We start from the raw sequence: 14959 nt of genomic DNA on the forward strand, positions 1-14959 counted from the left end.
GCTGTTCGCCCCACTACGCCTGACGTGCCGGGGATCAATCGCTCCCCCACGTGCCGATTACTTCTTCGCACCGCTACGTCAAACGCAGCGCGCACTGCGATTACACGGATTCGAATTTCTGTTGCACATGGCTTACACATCGTGTGCACGAAAGTCACACTCGGCACCGAAAACAAAACAAAAATCGGGGATGGCAGGATAGGCTACCGCCGGCTTTTGGCGCCAAGCACGATTGAAATTGAGGAAAAAAAGCGCCAACCACCTGGTTGTCCTTGCGCTGAAGGCCTGCGTGAACGTAAACCAGTTGCACAAGTGGGTACGACTGGAAGAGCGCCGGGAGCGCGCTGCTGAGGCGAATGCTGACGTTGAGCAACCGTCGTCGGCATTTGCCGCAGTCGTCACGGTCGACGAGGCGCCTTCGATGACTCCCAGGGCGCAGTGTGCTAATCACCGACGCGAGCTGCTCTTTCGCCTGCGGGCGTCAGGCCTGCCCGGTCCCGCGTCGAGTGGCGCGAGCATGTTTGTCCTGATCATAGCGTGCCTGGTTGCTCTCGATCTCGTCGAGATGCTCTCCCGCCCACGCACCCAGTGCACGAACCGGGACGGCGAGGGATTGTCCGAGCGGCGTCAGGGCATATTCGACCTGCGGAGGCACCGTCGGGTAGACCGTGCGGCTCACCATGCCGTCGCGCTCGAGTGCCTTCAGGGTACGCGTAAGCATCTGCTGCGAGATCCCGCCGATGGTCCGTTTGATCTCGTTGAAGCGGCGTGGCCGATCAATCAGTACCCTGACAATCATGACCGTCCATTTGTCGCCAACGATGGCGAGCACCTTGCCAACCTTATGGCATTGAGTACTGACGCCCGGTGAGGCAGGCATATCCATGTGACCTGGTCCTAAAAATATGCGTTCTTGGCGGATCGCCTCGACTTGCATAGCATAGTGCTGGTCACAAATCCAGACCAGAGGCCAAAAGTGAACCTGCTTCATCTCGATTCCAGCATCATGGGCGCAAACTCGGCGAGCCGCGTGCTCTCCGCCGCCATTGTCGAGCGGATCGTCGAAACACACGGCGCCGTGAATGTCACCTATCGCGATCTTGCCCGCGAACCGCTCCCCCATCTCTCCTTCGACGCGTTCACGGCGCTCGACACCGGCAACGACGTGCAGCAGTTCCTCAACACCGACATCGTGGTAATCGGGGCGGGCTTCTACAATTTTTCGGTTCCCACCCAGCTCAAGGCCTGGATCGATCATATCGTCGTGCGCGGCAAGACCTTCGCACGCGGCGAGAACGGACCGATCGGTCTTGCCCAGGGCAAGCGCGTGATCGTCGCGCTGGCGCGCGGCAACGTTTACAGCGAGGGCTCCCCGTATCAGGCGTTCGAACACGCCGAGACCCTGCTTCGCTCGGTATTCACGTTCATAGGCGTCTCCGATATCCAATTCGTCGTCGCGGAAGGACTCGGGCGCAGTGAGGAGGCGCGCCGCGCCTCGATCGCGAGCGCACTTGAAGCGGCGAGCAAGGTTTCTACGAACGCTGCCACCCCGGCTGCCCCTGGAGCTTGACAGCGGCGGTGCCCTCGCACATTTTCGAGTGCGAGGGAACGTCCCCCGTTTATATTGATTGCATCTGGCGGGCAGTCGATAGCGGGGACGCGCTGCTCCGACCGCATGGACCTGGCTCAACTTCATTTCGGTGATCGGATATGCACACAGCCGCGGAGATCGAACAGGCCGGCTTGCCGGCATCCTCACAACTGACGTCCTGCTACCGCAGAGCCGATTTTGCTGACGCATTTTCGGTCGATCTGCCGGAGGCCGCGTCCCACGACGCGGAATCTATCGCCCGGCACATCTTCGACCATCAGCCCGAATGGATTGCGGCGCTGCTGAAATTGCGCGACCTGCTGGTACGACCGCTTGGTCTAAAGCGCGCCGCGGACCTCTCGGCCGCAGGCGGCGACAGGCTGCACATTTTCCGCATATTCGGGCGATATCCGAATGAGATCGTGCTTGGGGAGGACGACACGCATCTGAATTTCCGCGTGTCGGTACTCGTGCAGCCACCATCCGATGAACACCCTCGCCGGGTAATCGTGACAACGCTCGTCTTCTACAACCGCCTGCTCGGCCGCGCTTATATCGCGTTGATTGCGCCGTTCCATCGCATGGTCGTGCGAGGCTCGCTTCGTCAAGCTCAGAAGATCGGATGGCCCGCCTGAGCGGATGCGGACATCGGTGCTGCAACGAGGCGTCGTCGCCTATTCGTAGTCGTCGGCTAGCCAGTGGAGGGCCGGCCAGAAATATAGCGCGACGAGGCCGCGCCGGCTTGCTCGACGAACCGCGGAGGCCGTGCGTCCCCGGAACAGGAATGTATTGGAGACCACGACAGTGCCCGGCTTCAGGTTCCTGTCGAGCAGATTGGTTACCGCCGGCATAACCGACGGCATCAGATAGCAAACGATCGCGTGGGCGCTGCGAAGATTACTGCGATGGAAGTTCCCCCACCTGAGCGTAACGTTCGGCAATCCAGACGCTCTCAGGCGTGAAATCAGGTACGGAAATGGCGATATCTCGATCCCTTCGACCGTAGCTTCGGGAAACGCGCGCGCGACTGCCACTACCAGTCCGCCCCACCCGCTTCCCAGATCGATGATCACGGCAGACCGGGCGAGGTTTGCCTGTTTGAGCAGTGCAATGACGTCGGAGGCTTCGACGCCCCTCGACGAAAGCGTCGGCACGCCTGTGACCGCCGCGAAAATCACGAGAGAGAGGCCCGCGAGCAGCGTCAGGGCGACGGTCACATACGACAGCAGCGTCATGATCAAGGCGGAATGCGCGGCAGCAGGAGGTACGACGCATGGTCCCTGCCGGTCGCGACCGTGTTCGTTCCGCCATACAGCTTTGCGTCCCGGTTCGGATGAGCGGCGAAAAAGAGCCCTGAGTTGTGGGCGTCGGGAAGGGGGTAATCGTTAGCGTGCACAATGTTCGCATCCGGTCCGTATCCGAAATCCTTGCCCTGGATCGTTAACGCAAGTCGATAGCCCCTTGGAATGACGATGCTAGTCGGCTCGGTAAATTCGACGTCGACGGGATAGAGCCGCCCGGGCGTCATCGGCTCAGAAGCGACATGAGGGTGGAAAGGCTGGTAGAGGGTCGATTTCGTCCGGTCGACAGCGCGGTGCGACACGCGCAAATATCCGAGATCCAGTGGCACGTTCGGATCGCTGTTGCCGATAAAGGTAACGTCCCTTCCCTGCGGATCAATCAGCCTGAGGGCCGCGAAGATATCCATATCCGCCGTCGACGAACCGACCCACAACCTCACGCCGATCGGGCCGGTGAATTCCGTCTCCTTGCTGAAGGGCTTCGTCGTGAAAGTGAGCTCATCGCCAAGTCCGGCGTACGATTTCTGGGCGGACGCCAGATGCTCCAGGCCCGGCGCCATCGAAGCGTTCGCCGCATCGAGATAGTAGCATTGCCAACGTGTGCCGGGTAGCGGCCAGGCGCCAGCATTCCTCCAGACTGTCCCGTTGGGCCGGCGGATCTGCACCGCAACGCGCGGCTCTTTCTCCCAGCCATTGTCCACGCCCTTCAGGAAATGATCGAAGAAGCGCTTTTGCAGCGCGAGCGCCTCGTCCGAATAGAAAGGCGTCAGATGGTCGCCGGTCTGAATCCGCAGCCATTTGCCCTTGCTGGCGGCGAAGCGATAGCCGGCGGTACTCCAGTCCGTCCAGTTCGCAACGTCGAGCAGCGGGACCTTGATCTGGCTGGCGTCGGGCGTGCGCTGCCGATAATAGGTGTCGTCGAACGGGTGCTGCGCAAAGGCTTCAACGGGATCGACGCGGTTTTGCTTCAAGACGTCCGGGGCAAGAGGCGCCCCCGTATCCGTGCCACCATTGATCGAATCGACCAGGGGCGTCTGCGCATTGCCGTTCTGATTGGGGACCACCTGATGGGTCCACCAGAACTCCCATGCAACGTTCAGAATGCCACCATAGTATGCGATCTCCCGATACTGATCGAACGCGCCTTCCCAGGGCAGTATCGCGGCAAGCCCTTCTGGCTGTAACGCGGCCACCTGATACTGATTGATCGCCTGGAAAGAAGTGCCGAGCAGACCGACCTTTCCCGAACTCCAGGTCTGCCGGGCCGCCCAGGTAATCAGCGTGGCGTAGTCTTCAGTCTCCCGCGGCGAGAAGGGGTCGAGCACGCCCGGAGATGCGCCGGCCCCGCGAACGTCGGCGTGGATGACGATGTAACCGTCGGCCACCCACCGCTCGGGATCGGGCGCCTCGAACCGGATGTAGCGGCACGAGGATTTCCTGCAGAGGTCTGGATATTTCGCGATCAGCTTGCCCCACGATGTCTTATAGGCTGGCGCATCCGCCATGCTCGTATCCTTCCCGTAGGGCCCCATCAACATGAGCACCGGATATCGGCCGGACTTTTCGGGACGATAGATGTTGACGCGCAACTGTACGCCATCGGTCATCGTGACCGGTACGTCATGGTCGAAAATCATGCCGGGAACGCCGCTATCGACCTGCTCGGCCAGACAAGGCTGGGCAAACGCGATCAGCAAGGCAGTGACCCACAGCAAGATTCGCCTGGAATGCATGATAAGAACTCCTGATTTATTGGTGTGGCAACTGCGCCGCCTCATCCCGGCTCGGTACCCGCCGCTGGGCGAAGTTGGCTTTTAGCGGCCCCGATCGCGCAAGGCGGCCGCAAGGTCGTTCATCAATGACGGATGCTGTGGCGTCCAACCCAGGCGTTCCCGTGTCATCTGACTGGAAACCGGATTGTCCGCAGCGACAAATGGCGCAAGCCAGCCGAAATGCCTCGCACAGTCTTTAGCGGGCAAAGGCACCACAGGGACGTCGAGATAGCGTCCAATCGCGTTGGCGATATCGCGGAACGGCATGCCCTCCTCGGCCGCGCCGTGATAGCGGTCCCCGGGCTCGCCGTTTTCGAGCGCAAGCCGAAACAGCCGCGATGCGTCCAGCCTGTGAACGGCGGCCCATCGGTTGAACCCATCACCGGGACAGGCGGACATCCGCTTTTTCCGTGCAATCTCGATCAACCGCGTGACGAGCCCGAGCTTCGTTTCATCATGTACCGTGGGCGGCAGACGAACGATGGAGGCGTTCACGCCGGCCCGCACAAGGTCAACTGCGGCCTGCTCGGAGCGCGCCCTTGCACCGCCGACGGCTGCGCGATCGGCATCGTCGGTCTCCAGCGCGTGCCGCCCTGCTGCCATCGCCATGGTCGGAAAGGCGATGACCAGCGAGACCTTTCGTGCCCCGAGTGCCTCGCCGAACGTCTCGATGGCGCGCTGATCCACAGCGACCGCCGCGGCCGCGAAGCGTTCGACGATACGGACCGGCGGGCCGCCGAAAAGTATCCGTGCGCGAATGCCCAGGCTGGCATGCGAGAGCGCGTGGAAGAAGGCGGTATGGATCACACCGTCGGCGAGCGCAGCCTCCTGGCGCAAGATGTCGGTATCCTCGATCGTTCCGCGACATGCCCTCGCCCCCACTGCCTCGAGCGGGGCGACGGCATGCGCCGAACGCACGAGGCCTGTCACCGCGTGGCCCGCCGCGATAAGTTCGCGAACGACCGCGAAACCGAGGACGCCCGTCGCGCCAGTGATGAAGATCCGCATGGTTGTCTCATTCAGTCCCGCTTCAATCGGACGAGCCAGTCGATTCGACGCGGAAGTAACCGGGATCGGCAAGATCCGCGAGGAGACACTGGTGCTGCGGCGACCAGCCCAGTATCGCTTGCGTGTGACGGCTGTCCGCAGGGGCGTCGATCGCCACGAAGGGTGCGAACCATCCGAAATGCTTGGCGGCTTCTTCGGCAGAAAGGGAAACTAGCGGCAGGCCCAGGCTACGGCCTATCGCCGCGGCGATATCCCTGAGCGCCACGCCCATTTCGCCGATTGCATGGAACGGCCCCGCTGTCACGTTCTCGAGAGCCAGACGGTAGACACGGGCCGCGTCGAGCCGATGAACGGCGGGCCAGCGGTTGAGCCCATCGCCCACATAGGCCGACACGCCCTTCTCCCGCGCAATGGCCGCGAGACGCGGCACAAAACCGTGGTCGCCCAGACCGTGAACCGATGGCGCGAGGCGTATCGTGGTGGCGTGTACGCCCCGCGCGGACAATTCCCTCACGGCCGCCTCCGACGCCCGGGGGAATCGCTCTGAAACCGGTGGCGCGACGTCTTGCTCCGTCGCGATTCGACCCGGGGCCAACAAGACCACGCCGGAGGTAACGAGGAAGGGGCGGTCCGATCCTTCGAGCACCGCACCGATCGCTTCGATCGCCCGCCGTTCTACGCCGCTGTTCTCGGCAAAGCGGGACCAGTCGTGATTGAACGCGGTATGTATCACTGCATCGGCTTCGGAAGCGCCTTCCTGCAGGCGCCTGGTATCTTCGAGCGATCCCACGAGCGTCCGCACGCCGGCCGTATCCAGATCGGCGGCCCGCTCTACTGACCGGACCAAGCCCGTGACCTGATGGCCTGCCCCGAGCAATTCACTCACAACTGCGGAGCCGACCCAGCCGGTCGCCCCGGTTACGAATATTCTCACCGCACCTCTCCCGTTCAGTTACGGGTACAGCATAGGGCGTTGAATCGGAACGATCCATGCCTTAGAGTTCGTTTCTGGTATTCAATCGTTCGAACTTCGTCATGGATACACTATCGGATGTGTTGTCCCTCCTGAAACTGCAAAGTTACGTTTCCGGCGGCTTCGATGCGGCCGGCGACTGGGCCGTGCGTTTTGGGCCCTTCGACGGAATCAAGTTTCATGCGGTGCTGCGGGGCCGGTGCTGGCTTAGCGTTGATGGCGAACCCGAGCCCCTTGAGGTCACCGAAGGAGAATGCTTTCTGCTCGCGCGAGGCAAGTCCTTTTGCATCGCGAGCAATCTTGCGGCAGAGCCGGTCGCGTTCGGTACACTCGTCCCGCAGATCAGGGATGGCCGTATCGTGACGCACAAGGGTGGCGGCGAATTCCTCAGCGTGGGCGGATATTTCACGCTGGCCGACGGTCAGGCCGATCTGCTTTTAAACGTGCTCCCTGCGGTCATCCACATTCGGGAGGAACCGGGCCCGTCAACGCTGCGATGGTGTATCGAGCGCATGAGAGAGGAATTGCGCGAGCCCCAGCCGGGTGGTGGCATTGTCGCGCAGCAGCTGGCTACCCTTGTGCTTGTCCAGGCGTTGCGGCTGCAGTTCGCAGGCGGGCGTAACGAAGCCGTCGGCTGGCTTTACGCGCTCGCGGATAAACGGATGCGCGCGGTGATCAACGCCATGCACGAGACGCCCGGCGCAAAATGGACCCTACAGACGCTGGCGGAGCAGGCTGCCATGTCGCGCACGAGTTTCGCCCTTCGGTTCAAGGAGCTCGTCGGGCTCTCGCCGATGGACTATCTGACGCGCTGGCGTATGAACCTCGCCGCTGCGAGGCTGACGCACTCGCGCGACTCGATTGCTGAAATCGGCCTGGCGCTCGGGTATGACTCGGAAAAGTCTTTCAGCGCAGCTTTCAAACGGATCATGAAGTGCGCCCCGCGACAGTACGGTCGCCGGCAAACCAACGGCGGCTAAAGCGGGACCGAGACGACCTCCGCTCGAACCATGAACACACTTACGTCCGGCCTGGAATACGCATAACGAGCCGGCCGAGCAAAGCTGCGTTCAGTTCGATTAGCCCTCCCGGCGTTTGATCGAGCTTGGCAAGCCTGGATGGGTTAAAGCGAACACTCAGTAAATAGTTGCAAAAACCAGACTCACCGATCCACGGCACGATAGGTATAGCCACGCTGCACTCTTGCCGTCACCGATCCACGCCCGGTCCGACATCGTCTGGCCAATCTCTGGCGTCTGGAACCTGCGAATCGGACCGCTCGGACCGTGCGTCCTGCACTCGCTCCACCACGGGCCGGTCCCGCTGCACCGGCATGCCGCCGACGAAATATGCCATCTCGACGGCCATCGAGCGATCCTCGCGCGCACGCGATCTCGCCATCGCATAAGCCAATTCCCGCCAGGCAGCGAACACCCCGCCGTGCGCGACCCAGCCTGCGTCACGCTGCGTATCGGCCGGCAGCGGCTTCCAGTATCCCGGCGTCTCGCCGCGCGCGATCATGTGAACGACAGCGGGTTTCGGATAACGCTGCGTCACGCCACGCACACGCCGGGGCGTCGCATTGGCGTCGGCGCCGTGCTCGCGCAGTTGCTCTGCAAAGTGCTCACGCCACCGCTGCAGATCCTTGCGCCGCGGATTCAGGCGCCGCCCATCTGGGCCACGAACCTGTACGCTCAGATGCACATGCGGATGGGCTTCATCGTCGTGCGCCGCAAATGCATACGCTCGGCCATCGCCGAACTCCTGTGCCGCAAAGTCGCGTGCCGCATCGCGCACGGCCCGCCTGTCCGTGCCCGGCGGCATCGACAGCAGGACATTGAATACCTCGCGACGTGTGCTGCTCTCCGGGATGCCCCATCCGCCGAGCTGCCAGGCCCGCGTCAGATCACGCAATGCCTCGACGCCCGCGATTCGATCGCCGTTCTGGTCTTCCAGTTCGACCTGGCCGTTGCGCGAGATGTAGCGCAGGTGTCGGCGCACGGCCCCCATGCCCTGGGCGCTCGCGGCCTTGTTCGTGATCTTGACCATTACCTCGGGCGTGCGCCGGAGCGTGCGTGCGATCTTGGCTCGCATGCGGGCGGCTTCGTCCCGGATATCAACATGCGAGAGCCGCGCAGCTCGAGCGTGCCGCAGCGGCTCCTGAAACAGCCGGTCGCCCCAGTTCACGAGCATCGCGTCGATGTAGATTTTTGGATAGGGCATATCAGCGGCTCCATCGGTCAAGGTTTGCGCGAATGACGCTCGATGTGGCACGCAGATGGGCGTCGATCCGGTCCCGCATATCCGCCCAGTCCGGCATCCGGTCTGGAGTCGCCAGTTCAGCCACGCCGGAACGGACAAGCTGGCCCAGCAGACGATTGATGCCAGCCAGTTGCTGACTGGATTCCGACAGCGCGCGCATCTCGTACTCGCCGAGCTGTGGCTCGCGCGTCAACTGCGCGCGGACCAGCGACACAATCCAGCGGTTTCCGCTCAGGCCTGCCGCCCACGCCCGCTCATCTACGGCAGCCAGTTCAGACGCCGTCAGCCGGATCTCGATGCGGGTGCGAGGTTCGCCAACCACGGGTCTGATCAGATCGCGCATGACGGTGGCGGATTGGACATCGCCCTCATCATCATGGATCGCGGCCATGATCAGTTGGCGGGCGCCTTCGCCGGCCGTCAGACCACGACGCGCACACCAGTCGTCCCAGCGCAGCCTGACGGCACCGAGTTCGACGCACAGACGCTCACGCGCGGCCACGATCTGCCTCAGCGTGACGGCGACATCGGTGCCGGCGCGGCCGGCTCGCGATCGATTTCAGGCGCAAGGGTCCGCTCCGGTGCCGAACGCCTGCGCTGATCCCGGCCCGACGGCGCCTTCGGATCGAATACCTTCGGCGGCGGGACGGAGACGCCCTCCTTCCCGAAGGCAACGAGCATCCGTTCGGCACGCTGCTGCACGCGGGCGATCGAACGTTCTCCGAAACCCTGTTCCCGCATCGCCGTCGCCAGCACGGTCATCTGCATGACCCAGTCGTTTTCCGGATGTCGGGCATCATGCTGACGGCGCGGAGGTGCCTCCGTAACATGCGCGGCCAGGGAATCGGCGACGTGCGCGTCATCCGAGGGACGATCGGGTTGCGCGGGAATGGCCGACTCCCGGTCGCGCTGCACGACGTCGACCTGCCAGGTATTCCGGTAAACGTCCTTGTCTTCCTCGCGCACCACGTTGCCTTCGCCGTCGAAGACCGGCACGCGCACCGTCACGAGGCGCTTGCCGAGATTTTCGAGGACGACCTCCTGGCCGACGCCAGCTCCCGACTCACGCACGGCGCGTTCGAGGTCGACACCCCACACTGCCTGATCGACGCCTGCCGGATCGCGGAATACCACGTAATAGGAGTCAGTGCGCGCGGGATTATGCAGGTACGGCGCGCTGCCATGCTCGCGCAGTTCACCGGCATAACGCCTCGGCGCATCGGGTTCGTCGCTGCCTGCTTTCCGGTCCGCCTGCGGGGTGCGCGGTTCCCGCACAACATCGTGCACCCGCGCAGGAGATGACGTTCCATTGACGGTAGCTGCGGCAACAGAAGGCGTCACCGGAAACACGGGCGACTGCGCATCCGCGCGGCTCTGTTGCCCCGTAGCTGCCGCCGTCGCCACCTCGATACGATTGTCGAGCCGCGCCTGCCGGGCATCGGCGAGACGCGCCAGGTCCGCCGCCTTCGGCTCGTAGCCGCTCACCTCGATACCCAGCAATGTCGCCTGCAGCCAGACCTCGCTGCGGAATGCTTCGTGGCCCGACACGCGGATGCGTTGCCACGATTTGGCATGTGCCATGTCGAGCATCGACTCGACCACGTCCGGCCGGTTATGCTCGGTGACGAGGTACGGTCCCAGGTCCTCGAAGGCGAGCTGGAACGGCGCGTCCTTCAGGAAATACTGGTTGCCCGAGCGCATATAGCGTTTGGTCACGCGCTCGGGCGGCCGCTCAAGCGGCACGTAACCACGATCGACCGCAGACGCCATTCCGGCCGGTGCCGGTGCTCCTCCCTGCTGCGCCGCGTGTGCTCCCGCACCGGGATCGTCCCGGACTGCCTGGTCGCGCAACCTTGCGCGGGCGGCGTCGAACTCACGCCGGCGCCTCGCAGAGACCGCATCCATCGCGGCCGAATCCAGCGTGCCCGGATAAACCTCGGACTGCACCGGACCGCCGTCGCCGCCCGGTACGTCCTGCTCGATCACGTTGATGACCGGATCGGCCTCATGAGCCGAAGTTGTCTGAGCCATATCGCCACCTCATATCCTTCAGGAACGGTCTTGCCCGCGAGTCGCGAGCCATCTGCTATCGATCGGGGTGCGCGCCCGGCTCGCGGGAAGAACCTGGCTCCTTCGCCGGCTCCTTCGCTTTCTCCAGTGCTTCGGTCCGCCATTCCCGGATGCGTGCCCACGACCGCGCCTGCAACTGGTCGAGCATGCCTTCGAGATTGGGACTGAAGTTCAGCTCCTGCGCGGATTTCTTCAGTGAACGCACGGCCCGGTCAAGCAGATCGCGCGCGCGGTCCCACGGATAAACTTTCGCTTCGCTGCCGTCGTAGCCGACCTGCAGCTCGGAACCATTCAGCCGCGCGTTGTCGTTCATCCATTTCAGACGGTCGGAAACAAAGGTCATCTGATCCTTGCGGTGAAACACGACGCTGCGCGTCGCGACCTCCTGGATCAGGTAGTGCTCGGTGTAAAACACCTCACCGCGATACGGCCCGCCGTTCTCGCGCGGCGTACCCATCTTCAGCGGCGAACCGAACCGGTGTTCGGCGAGCGCCTTGATCTCGTTCGGCACATCACCCACAGCAAACAGGGGTTCGCCGACCGGCGGACGCGATGGCGGAAGACGCGAGGGACTGGCGGCCGGCACCGTCGGCGGAACCGCATCCGACAATGCGGTGGCCGGAGAGTCTGCCGGTGCGGCCGCCGCCGGTTCAGCAGCGGCCGGTGGCTCGCCTGCTGTGAGTACATCCGGTCCAGCCTGTTTCGATGTGCTTCGCTTCGATGACCGACGACGCGGACTGCCACCTTCGTCGGACAGCAGCTTTTCCTTGACGTTGCCCACTTCTCCGCCCTCCTCACGCTCGCCCATTTCAATCACGTTCACGCCGTCCGCTTTCCCGACAGAACGGACCACCTCACGCAGGTACGCACCGACCGCCTCGAAGCCCGAGAGCACCGCCATGTCGCTGAAATCGTTCGGCACCTTGTCGTCGATACGCGCGTCGGCGGCGAACTGCGGCCAGGCCACGCGCGCCTGCGCGTCTTCTGCCGCCTGCCGGGCCTGCGCTTCGCCGCGGCCCAGTTCGCCGAGCACGATCAGGTCCGCTTCGGGATAGCGCTCGCGCAGGCGCGTCGCCACCAGCGACAGGTTTCCGCTCGACAGCGCCGCCACCGCGAACCAGCCGGTGGCACGCGACGCGGACAATGCCGTCGCCACGCCCTCGGCAATCAGGATCAGCGACGACTCGGCGTCTGGCACCAGCGTCGACTCCGTCATCCAGTAGCCGCCCTTTTTCACGCCACCGGCCAGCGACGACTTCAGTCCCTTCTCGTCGATCAGTTCCAGCGTCGACATGGAGCGGTCGTTCCAGACCGGCACGATCAGCACACGTCCCGCGAGCGTCTGCTCCTCGCTGGCCGGTGCATAACCGAGCAATGCGTGCAGCTCCAGCGCATCCAGTTCACGCAGCGTGTCCATCGGTTCCAGGTGCTTGCGCTCAAGATACGGATGCACCGGCCCGACCGGACGCGCCCATTGCCAGATCGATGCGGCCTCGCGCGCGACGGCCGCATGGCGTGCCTGTCGCTGCGCCTCGTCGCGCTCACGCCGCGCGAGCACTTCAACGGACGGCGCCAGCACGGCCGTCATCTGATCGGGGTAATGTGTGCGGCTGAGATCGAAACCGTGCTGGCGCGCGTGCCAGAACAGCGTGGCCAGCGTCTTGCCGCCCGACGCACTGGCCGAGCGCCACGTCGTGCGCGCCGCCCGGTCGTTATAGTTGGCGGCCGTGCGACTCCAGGCATCCCAGATCTCGAAACCCTCGTCACCGAATCCGTGCTTGAGCGCGAATGCCATATCGACCCAGGTCGCGTAGTCGTCGGCCGGGACCGCAGCAAGGGCGGCACGCGCGCGCTCGGCCTCGTTCGCATAGGGCGTGCTCATTGCAGCACTCCCGTCGCCTGCGAACCATTCGACATGGCGCGCCGTGCCGGCGCAACGAAATCAAGTTCGGCGACATCGAGATCACCAGCAACCAGACGGCGGCGGGCTAGCTCGACTTTCTTCGCGGGCACGCCGAGCAGCATGAAATGCCGCTCCACGTAAGCCACCGCGTCGTCCTCGCTGATATCTGCCAGGTTCGGCGGCAGGTCGCGCGGGTCCCATGCCTGCAGCACTTCGAGGTATTCAGGCGGCAGGTTGATCAGGCCCGCGCCGTCCGGATCAATCTCGTCCGGATGCAGGTCACGCAACCGCCTTTCGACCACGGCGCTGAAGTGCGCGAGGTTCATCGCGGGCACCTCGGGTGCGGTCATCACGCGCGCGGCAAACTCGGGATCGCGCCAGTAGCAGAGCTTGTCGGCCAGGATCGGCTTGGTGTTTTCGAGCACGATGATTTCCTTCTCGCGCCCCAGCTCCTTCAGTTCCTGCGGCAACAGCAGCGGCCGGCGCTGCTCGGACACGTTCTCGCTCGACCCGCCCCGCCCGCCGAAGATCGCGTTCGAGCGACTGACGCTGCGCGACTGATCCGTCAGCGTGCCCAGCATCTCTGAGTAGTCGTTGGCGTCCTTCTGCTCGCGCGGCGCATAGAGAATCTGCATCGCGTGGTTCGTGACGAAGGTGCGCGCATCGGCCCGTCCATAGACCGACTCGAGCTGCGCGATCGACTGGACGATCGACAGCAGGCGCAGGTTGTAGCCCGCCATGTAGGCCACCGCGCGGGCAAGAATGTGGATCTTGCCGATCGCCGTCATCTCGTCGAGCAGCAGCAGACACTGGAACCGGAGCGTGGGATCAGCCTCGGGCAGCTGCTTCGTATTCAGGTTGATCACCTGCGAAAACAGCAGGTTCACGATCAGCGCCGCTTCGGCCAGGTGATCGGGTGTCACGCCGATATAGACGGAGATACGGCGCCGACGCAGATCGCGCGGATCGAAATCGTTCGCGCTGGTGGCTGCGTCGACAACCGGATTGGCCCAGATTGTCAGCGGCGCGTTGAACGTCGCCAGCACACTCGCCAGCACCTTGTCGTCGTTCGACAGGAAGCGGTTCAGCGCGTCGACACACTGCCCGGACAGCAGATCCCGATGCTGAACCAGCGCGCGCTGCAGATACGTCTTGACCGGCATGCCGTTGCCCGAGGACTGCCGCAGTACCTCGCCCATCGTGACCGGATAATTCGGGATCGACGTGCCCTTGCCGGCGCGACGCGCATCGCGCCACTCGCACAGCAGCAATACGATGGCAAGGAACAGGTTTCGGGCCTGGTCTTTCCAGAAATCGTCGTGGCCGCCGGGTGGATACAGCGCGTAGCCGATCGCGAGAATGTCGCCCACCCGGAACAGACCGTCCGAGATCGCCGACAGCGGGTTGTAGCGATGCGTGCGACCGTCCTCGGCGAACGGATTGAAAAGGTACACGTCTTGCCCACAGGCTTTTCTGAAACCCGCTGTCACGGCGTAGTTCTCCTGCTTCACGTCGAGCACCACGACCGAATCCGGAAAACTGAGCAGGTTCGGGATCACGACGCCAACGCCCTTGCCCGAGCGCGCGGGTGCGGCCAGCAGCACGAACTGCTGGCCGGCGAACCGCAGGTAACGGCCACGCCATACGCCCACGACAATCGCAGGCAGGGAACCGGGGTATGCGGGCGATGCGTGCGTCGTCATAGCAGTCCCGCCCGGCGGATCTCCGCCTCCCTCGCAAAGCGCGCGCTGCCGTAGAGACGGCGTCGGCCCGAGCGTTCGAACAATGCGTGCAGCCCGAACACCGGGCCGCCGAAAGACAGCAGCACGCCAAAGAGCGCAGCCCCCGCAAGCTTGCGACCGGCGTTCGGCATCAGACCGTGCCGCCAGGCCAGCGCGGCGTCGAGCCAGCCCGACAGGCCCGCGTGCAATGGATTGATCCGCAGGCTCGCGTACAGGAAAAACGACGCGAGCCAGAGCGATGCGGCCAGTCCGCCAAGAAGGCATATCAGCACGACCAGCGTCACCGCTGCCGGTCGGGCATGCTGAAGCAGACGGGAGGATGGTCCGGTCATGGCCA

Annotated in this window: 14 protein-coding genes; 3 read left to right on the forward strand and 11 right to left on the reverse strand. The window is 63.8% G+C overall.

All coding sequences use genetic code 11. The features are described 5' to 3' along the window. Nucleotides 1–481 precede the first annotated feature (481 nt). Entirely contained in the window at nt 482–991 is a 510-nt protein-coding gene (locus tag BXE_RS13100) for a winged helix-turn-helix transcriptional regulator (RefSeq protein ID WP_233518779.1), read from the reverse strand. Here BXE_RS13100 and BXE_RS13105 point away from each other — a divergent pair. Together BXE_RS13105 and BXE_RS13110 are read left to right on the forward strand one after the other, a co-directional pair. Continuing rightward, nucleotides 977–1570 carry an FMN-dependent NADH-azoreductase gene (locus tag BXE_RS13105; protein WP_011488779.1) on the forward strand — a complete coding sequence of 198 codons (594 nt, stop codon included), beginning with the start codon at nt 977–979 and terminating at the stop codon, nt 1568–1570. The genes BXE_RS13100 and BXE_RS13105 overlap by 15 nt on opposite strands. A gap of 140 nt (nt 1571–1710) precedes the next feature. Beyond that, nucleotides 1711–2226 (forward strand): DUF2867 domain-containing protein, encoded by a 516-nt coding sequence (locus tag BXE_RS13110; protein WP_011488780.1) that lies wholly within the window; start codon nt 1711–1713, stop codon nt 2224–2226. A 39-nt stretch (nt 2227–2265) separates the two neighbouring features. Here the strand turns inward: BXE_RS13110 and BXE_RS43335 are convergent, their stop codons facing one another. The 4 genes from BXE_RS43335 to BXE_RS13130 form a co-directional block, all read right to left on the reverse strand. Further along, nucleotides 2266–2826 carry an SAM-dependent methyltransferase gene (locus BXE_RS43335; protein WP_011488781.1) on the reverse strand — a complete coding sequence of 187 codons (561 nt, stop codon included), beginning with the start codon at nt 2824–2826 and terminating at the stop codon, nt 2266–2268. Between the two features lie 2 nt (nt 2827–2828). After that, complete coding sequence (locus tag BXE_RS13120) at nt 2829–4625, reverse strand: CocE/NonD family hydrolase (protein WP_011488782.1); 1797 nt, start codon at nt 4623–4625, stop codon at nt 2829–2831. 81 nt (nt 4626–4706) lie between these two features. Then, complete coding sequence (locus tag BXE_RS13125) at nt 4707–5672, reverse strand: SDR family oxidoreductase (protein ID WP_011488783.1); 966 nt, start codon at nt 5670–5672, stop codon at nt 4707–4709. A 22-nt stretch (nt 5673–5694) separates the two neighbouring features. Then, complete coding sequence (locus BXE_RS13130) at nt 5695–6606, reverse strand: SDR family oxidoreductase (RefSeq protein ID WP_011488784.1); 912 nt, start codon at nt 6604–6606, stop codon at nt 5695–5697. A gap of 101 nt (nt 6607–6707) precedes the next feature. Here BXE_RS13130 and BXE_RS13135 point away from each other — a divergent pair, with 101 nt between their 5' ends. After that, on the forward strand, nt 6708–7625 hold the full coding sequence (locus BXE_RS13135; protein ID WP_011488785.1) for an AraC family transcriptional regulator: 918 nt from the start codon (nt 6708–6710) through the stop codon (nt 7623–7625). A gap of 229 nt (nt 7626–7854) precedes the next feature. Here the strand turns inward: BXE_RS13135 and BXE_RS13140 are convergent, their stop codons facing one another. The 6 genes from BXE_RS13140 to BXE_RS13165 are packed head-to-tail and all read right to left on the reverse strand — an operon-like array spanning nt 7855 to nt 14954. Then, entirely contained in the window at nt 7855–8868 is a 1014-nt protein-coding gene (locus BXE_RS13140) for a relaxase/mobilization nuclease domain-containing protein (RefSeq protein WP_011488786.1), read from the reverse strand. 1 nt (nt 8869) lies between these two features. Then, nucleotides 8870–9409, reverse strand: coding sequence for a hypothetical protein (locus BXE_RS13145; RefSeq protein ID WP_011488787.1), 540 nt, complete (start codon nt 9407–9409; stop codon nt 8870–8872). A gap of 8 nt (nt 9410–9417) precedes the next feature. Further along, nucleotides 9418–10938, reverse strand: a complete 1521-nt coding sequence (locus BXE_RS13150; RefSeq protein WP_011488788.1) for an LPD7 domain-containing protein — start codon at nt 10936–10938, stop codon at nt 9418–9420. A 55-nt stretch (nt 10939–10993) separates the two neighbouring features. Next, nucleotides 10994–12859, reverse strand: a complete 1866-nt coding sequence (locus BXE_RS13155; protein WP_011488789.1) for a PriCT-2 domain-containing protein — start codon at nt 12857–12859, stop codon at nt 10994–10996. After that, on the reverse strand, nt 12856–14583 hold the full coding sequence (locus BXE_RS13160) for a type IV secretory system conjugative DNA transfer family protein (protein WP_011488790.1): 1728 nt from the start codon (nt 14581–14583) through the stop codon (nt 12856–12858). Before BXE_RS13160 ends, BXE_RS13155 begins: the two co-directional genes overlap by 4 nt. After that, nucleotides 14580–14954 carry a hypothetical protein gene (locus BXE_RS13165; protein WP_011488791.1) on the reverse strand — a complete coding sequence of 125 codons (375 nt, stop codon included), beginning with the start codon at nt 14952–14954 and terminating at the stop codon, nt 14580–14582. The genes BXE_RS13160 and BXE_RS13165 overlap by 4 nt, the downstream gene beginning before the upstream one ends. Nucleotides 14955–14959 lie beyond the last annotated feature (5 nt).

Source organism: Paraburkholderia xenovorans LB400, assembly GCF_000013645.1.
In the GTDB taxonomy this organism is placed as follows: Bacteria; Pseudomonadota; Gammaproteobacteria; order Burkholderiales; family Burkholderiaceae; genus Paraburkholderia; species Paraburkholderia xenovorans.

Excerpts from the sequence above, each read along its gene's own strand:
- BXE_RS13100 (WP_233518779.1), bottom strand. The coding sequence starts at position 991 with ATGAAGCAGGTTCACTTTTGGCCTCTGGTCTGGATTTGTGACCAGCAC.
- BXE_RS13110 (WP_011488780.1), top strand. The coding sequence starts at position 1,711 with ATGCACACAGCCGCGGAGATCGAACAGGCCGGCTTGCCGGCATCCTCA.
- BXE_RS43335 (WP_011488781.1), bottom strand. The coding sequence starts at position 2,826 with ATGACGCTGCTGTCGTATGTGACCGTCGCCCTGACGCTGCTCGCGGGC.
- BXE_RS13120 (WP_011488782.1), bottom strand. The coding sequence starts at position 4,625 with ATGCATTCCAGGCGAATCTTGCTGTGGGTCACTGCCTTGCTGATCGCG.
- BXE_RS13125 (WP_011488783.1), bottom strand. The coding sequence starts at position 5,672 with ATGCGGATCTTCATCACTGGCGCGACGGGCGTCCTCGGTTTCGCGGTC.
- BXE_RS13135 (WP_011488785.1), top strand. The coding sequence starts at position 6,708 with ATGGATACACTATCGGATGTGTTGTCCCTCCTGAAACTGCAAAGTTAC.
- BXE_RS13140 (WP_011488786.1), bottom strand. The coding sequence starts at position 8,868 with ATGCCCTATCCAAAAATCTACATCGACGCGATGCTCGTGAACTGGGGC.
- BXE_RS13150 (WP_011488788.1), bottom strand. The coding sequence starts at position 10,938 with ATGGCTCAGACAACTTCGGCTCATGAGGCCGATCCGGTCATCAACGTG.
- BXE_RS13155 (WP_011488789.1), bottom strand. The coding sequence starts at position 12,859 with ATGAGCACGCCCTATGCGAACGAGGCCGAGCGCGCGCGTGCCGCCCTT.
- BXE_RS13160 (WP_011488790.1), bottom strand. The coding sequence starts at position 14,583 with ATGACGACGCACGCATCGCCCGCATACCCCGGTTCCCTGCCTGCGATT.
- BXE_RS13165 (WP_011488791.1), bottom strand. The coding sequence starts at position 14,954 with ATGACCGGACCATCCTCCCGTCTGCTTCAGCATGCCCGACCGGCAGCG.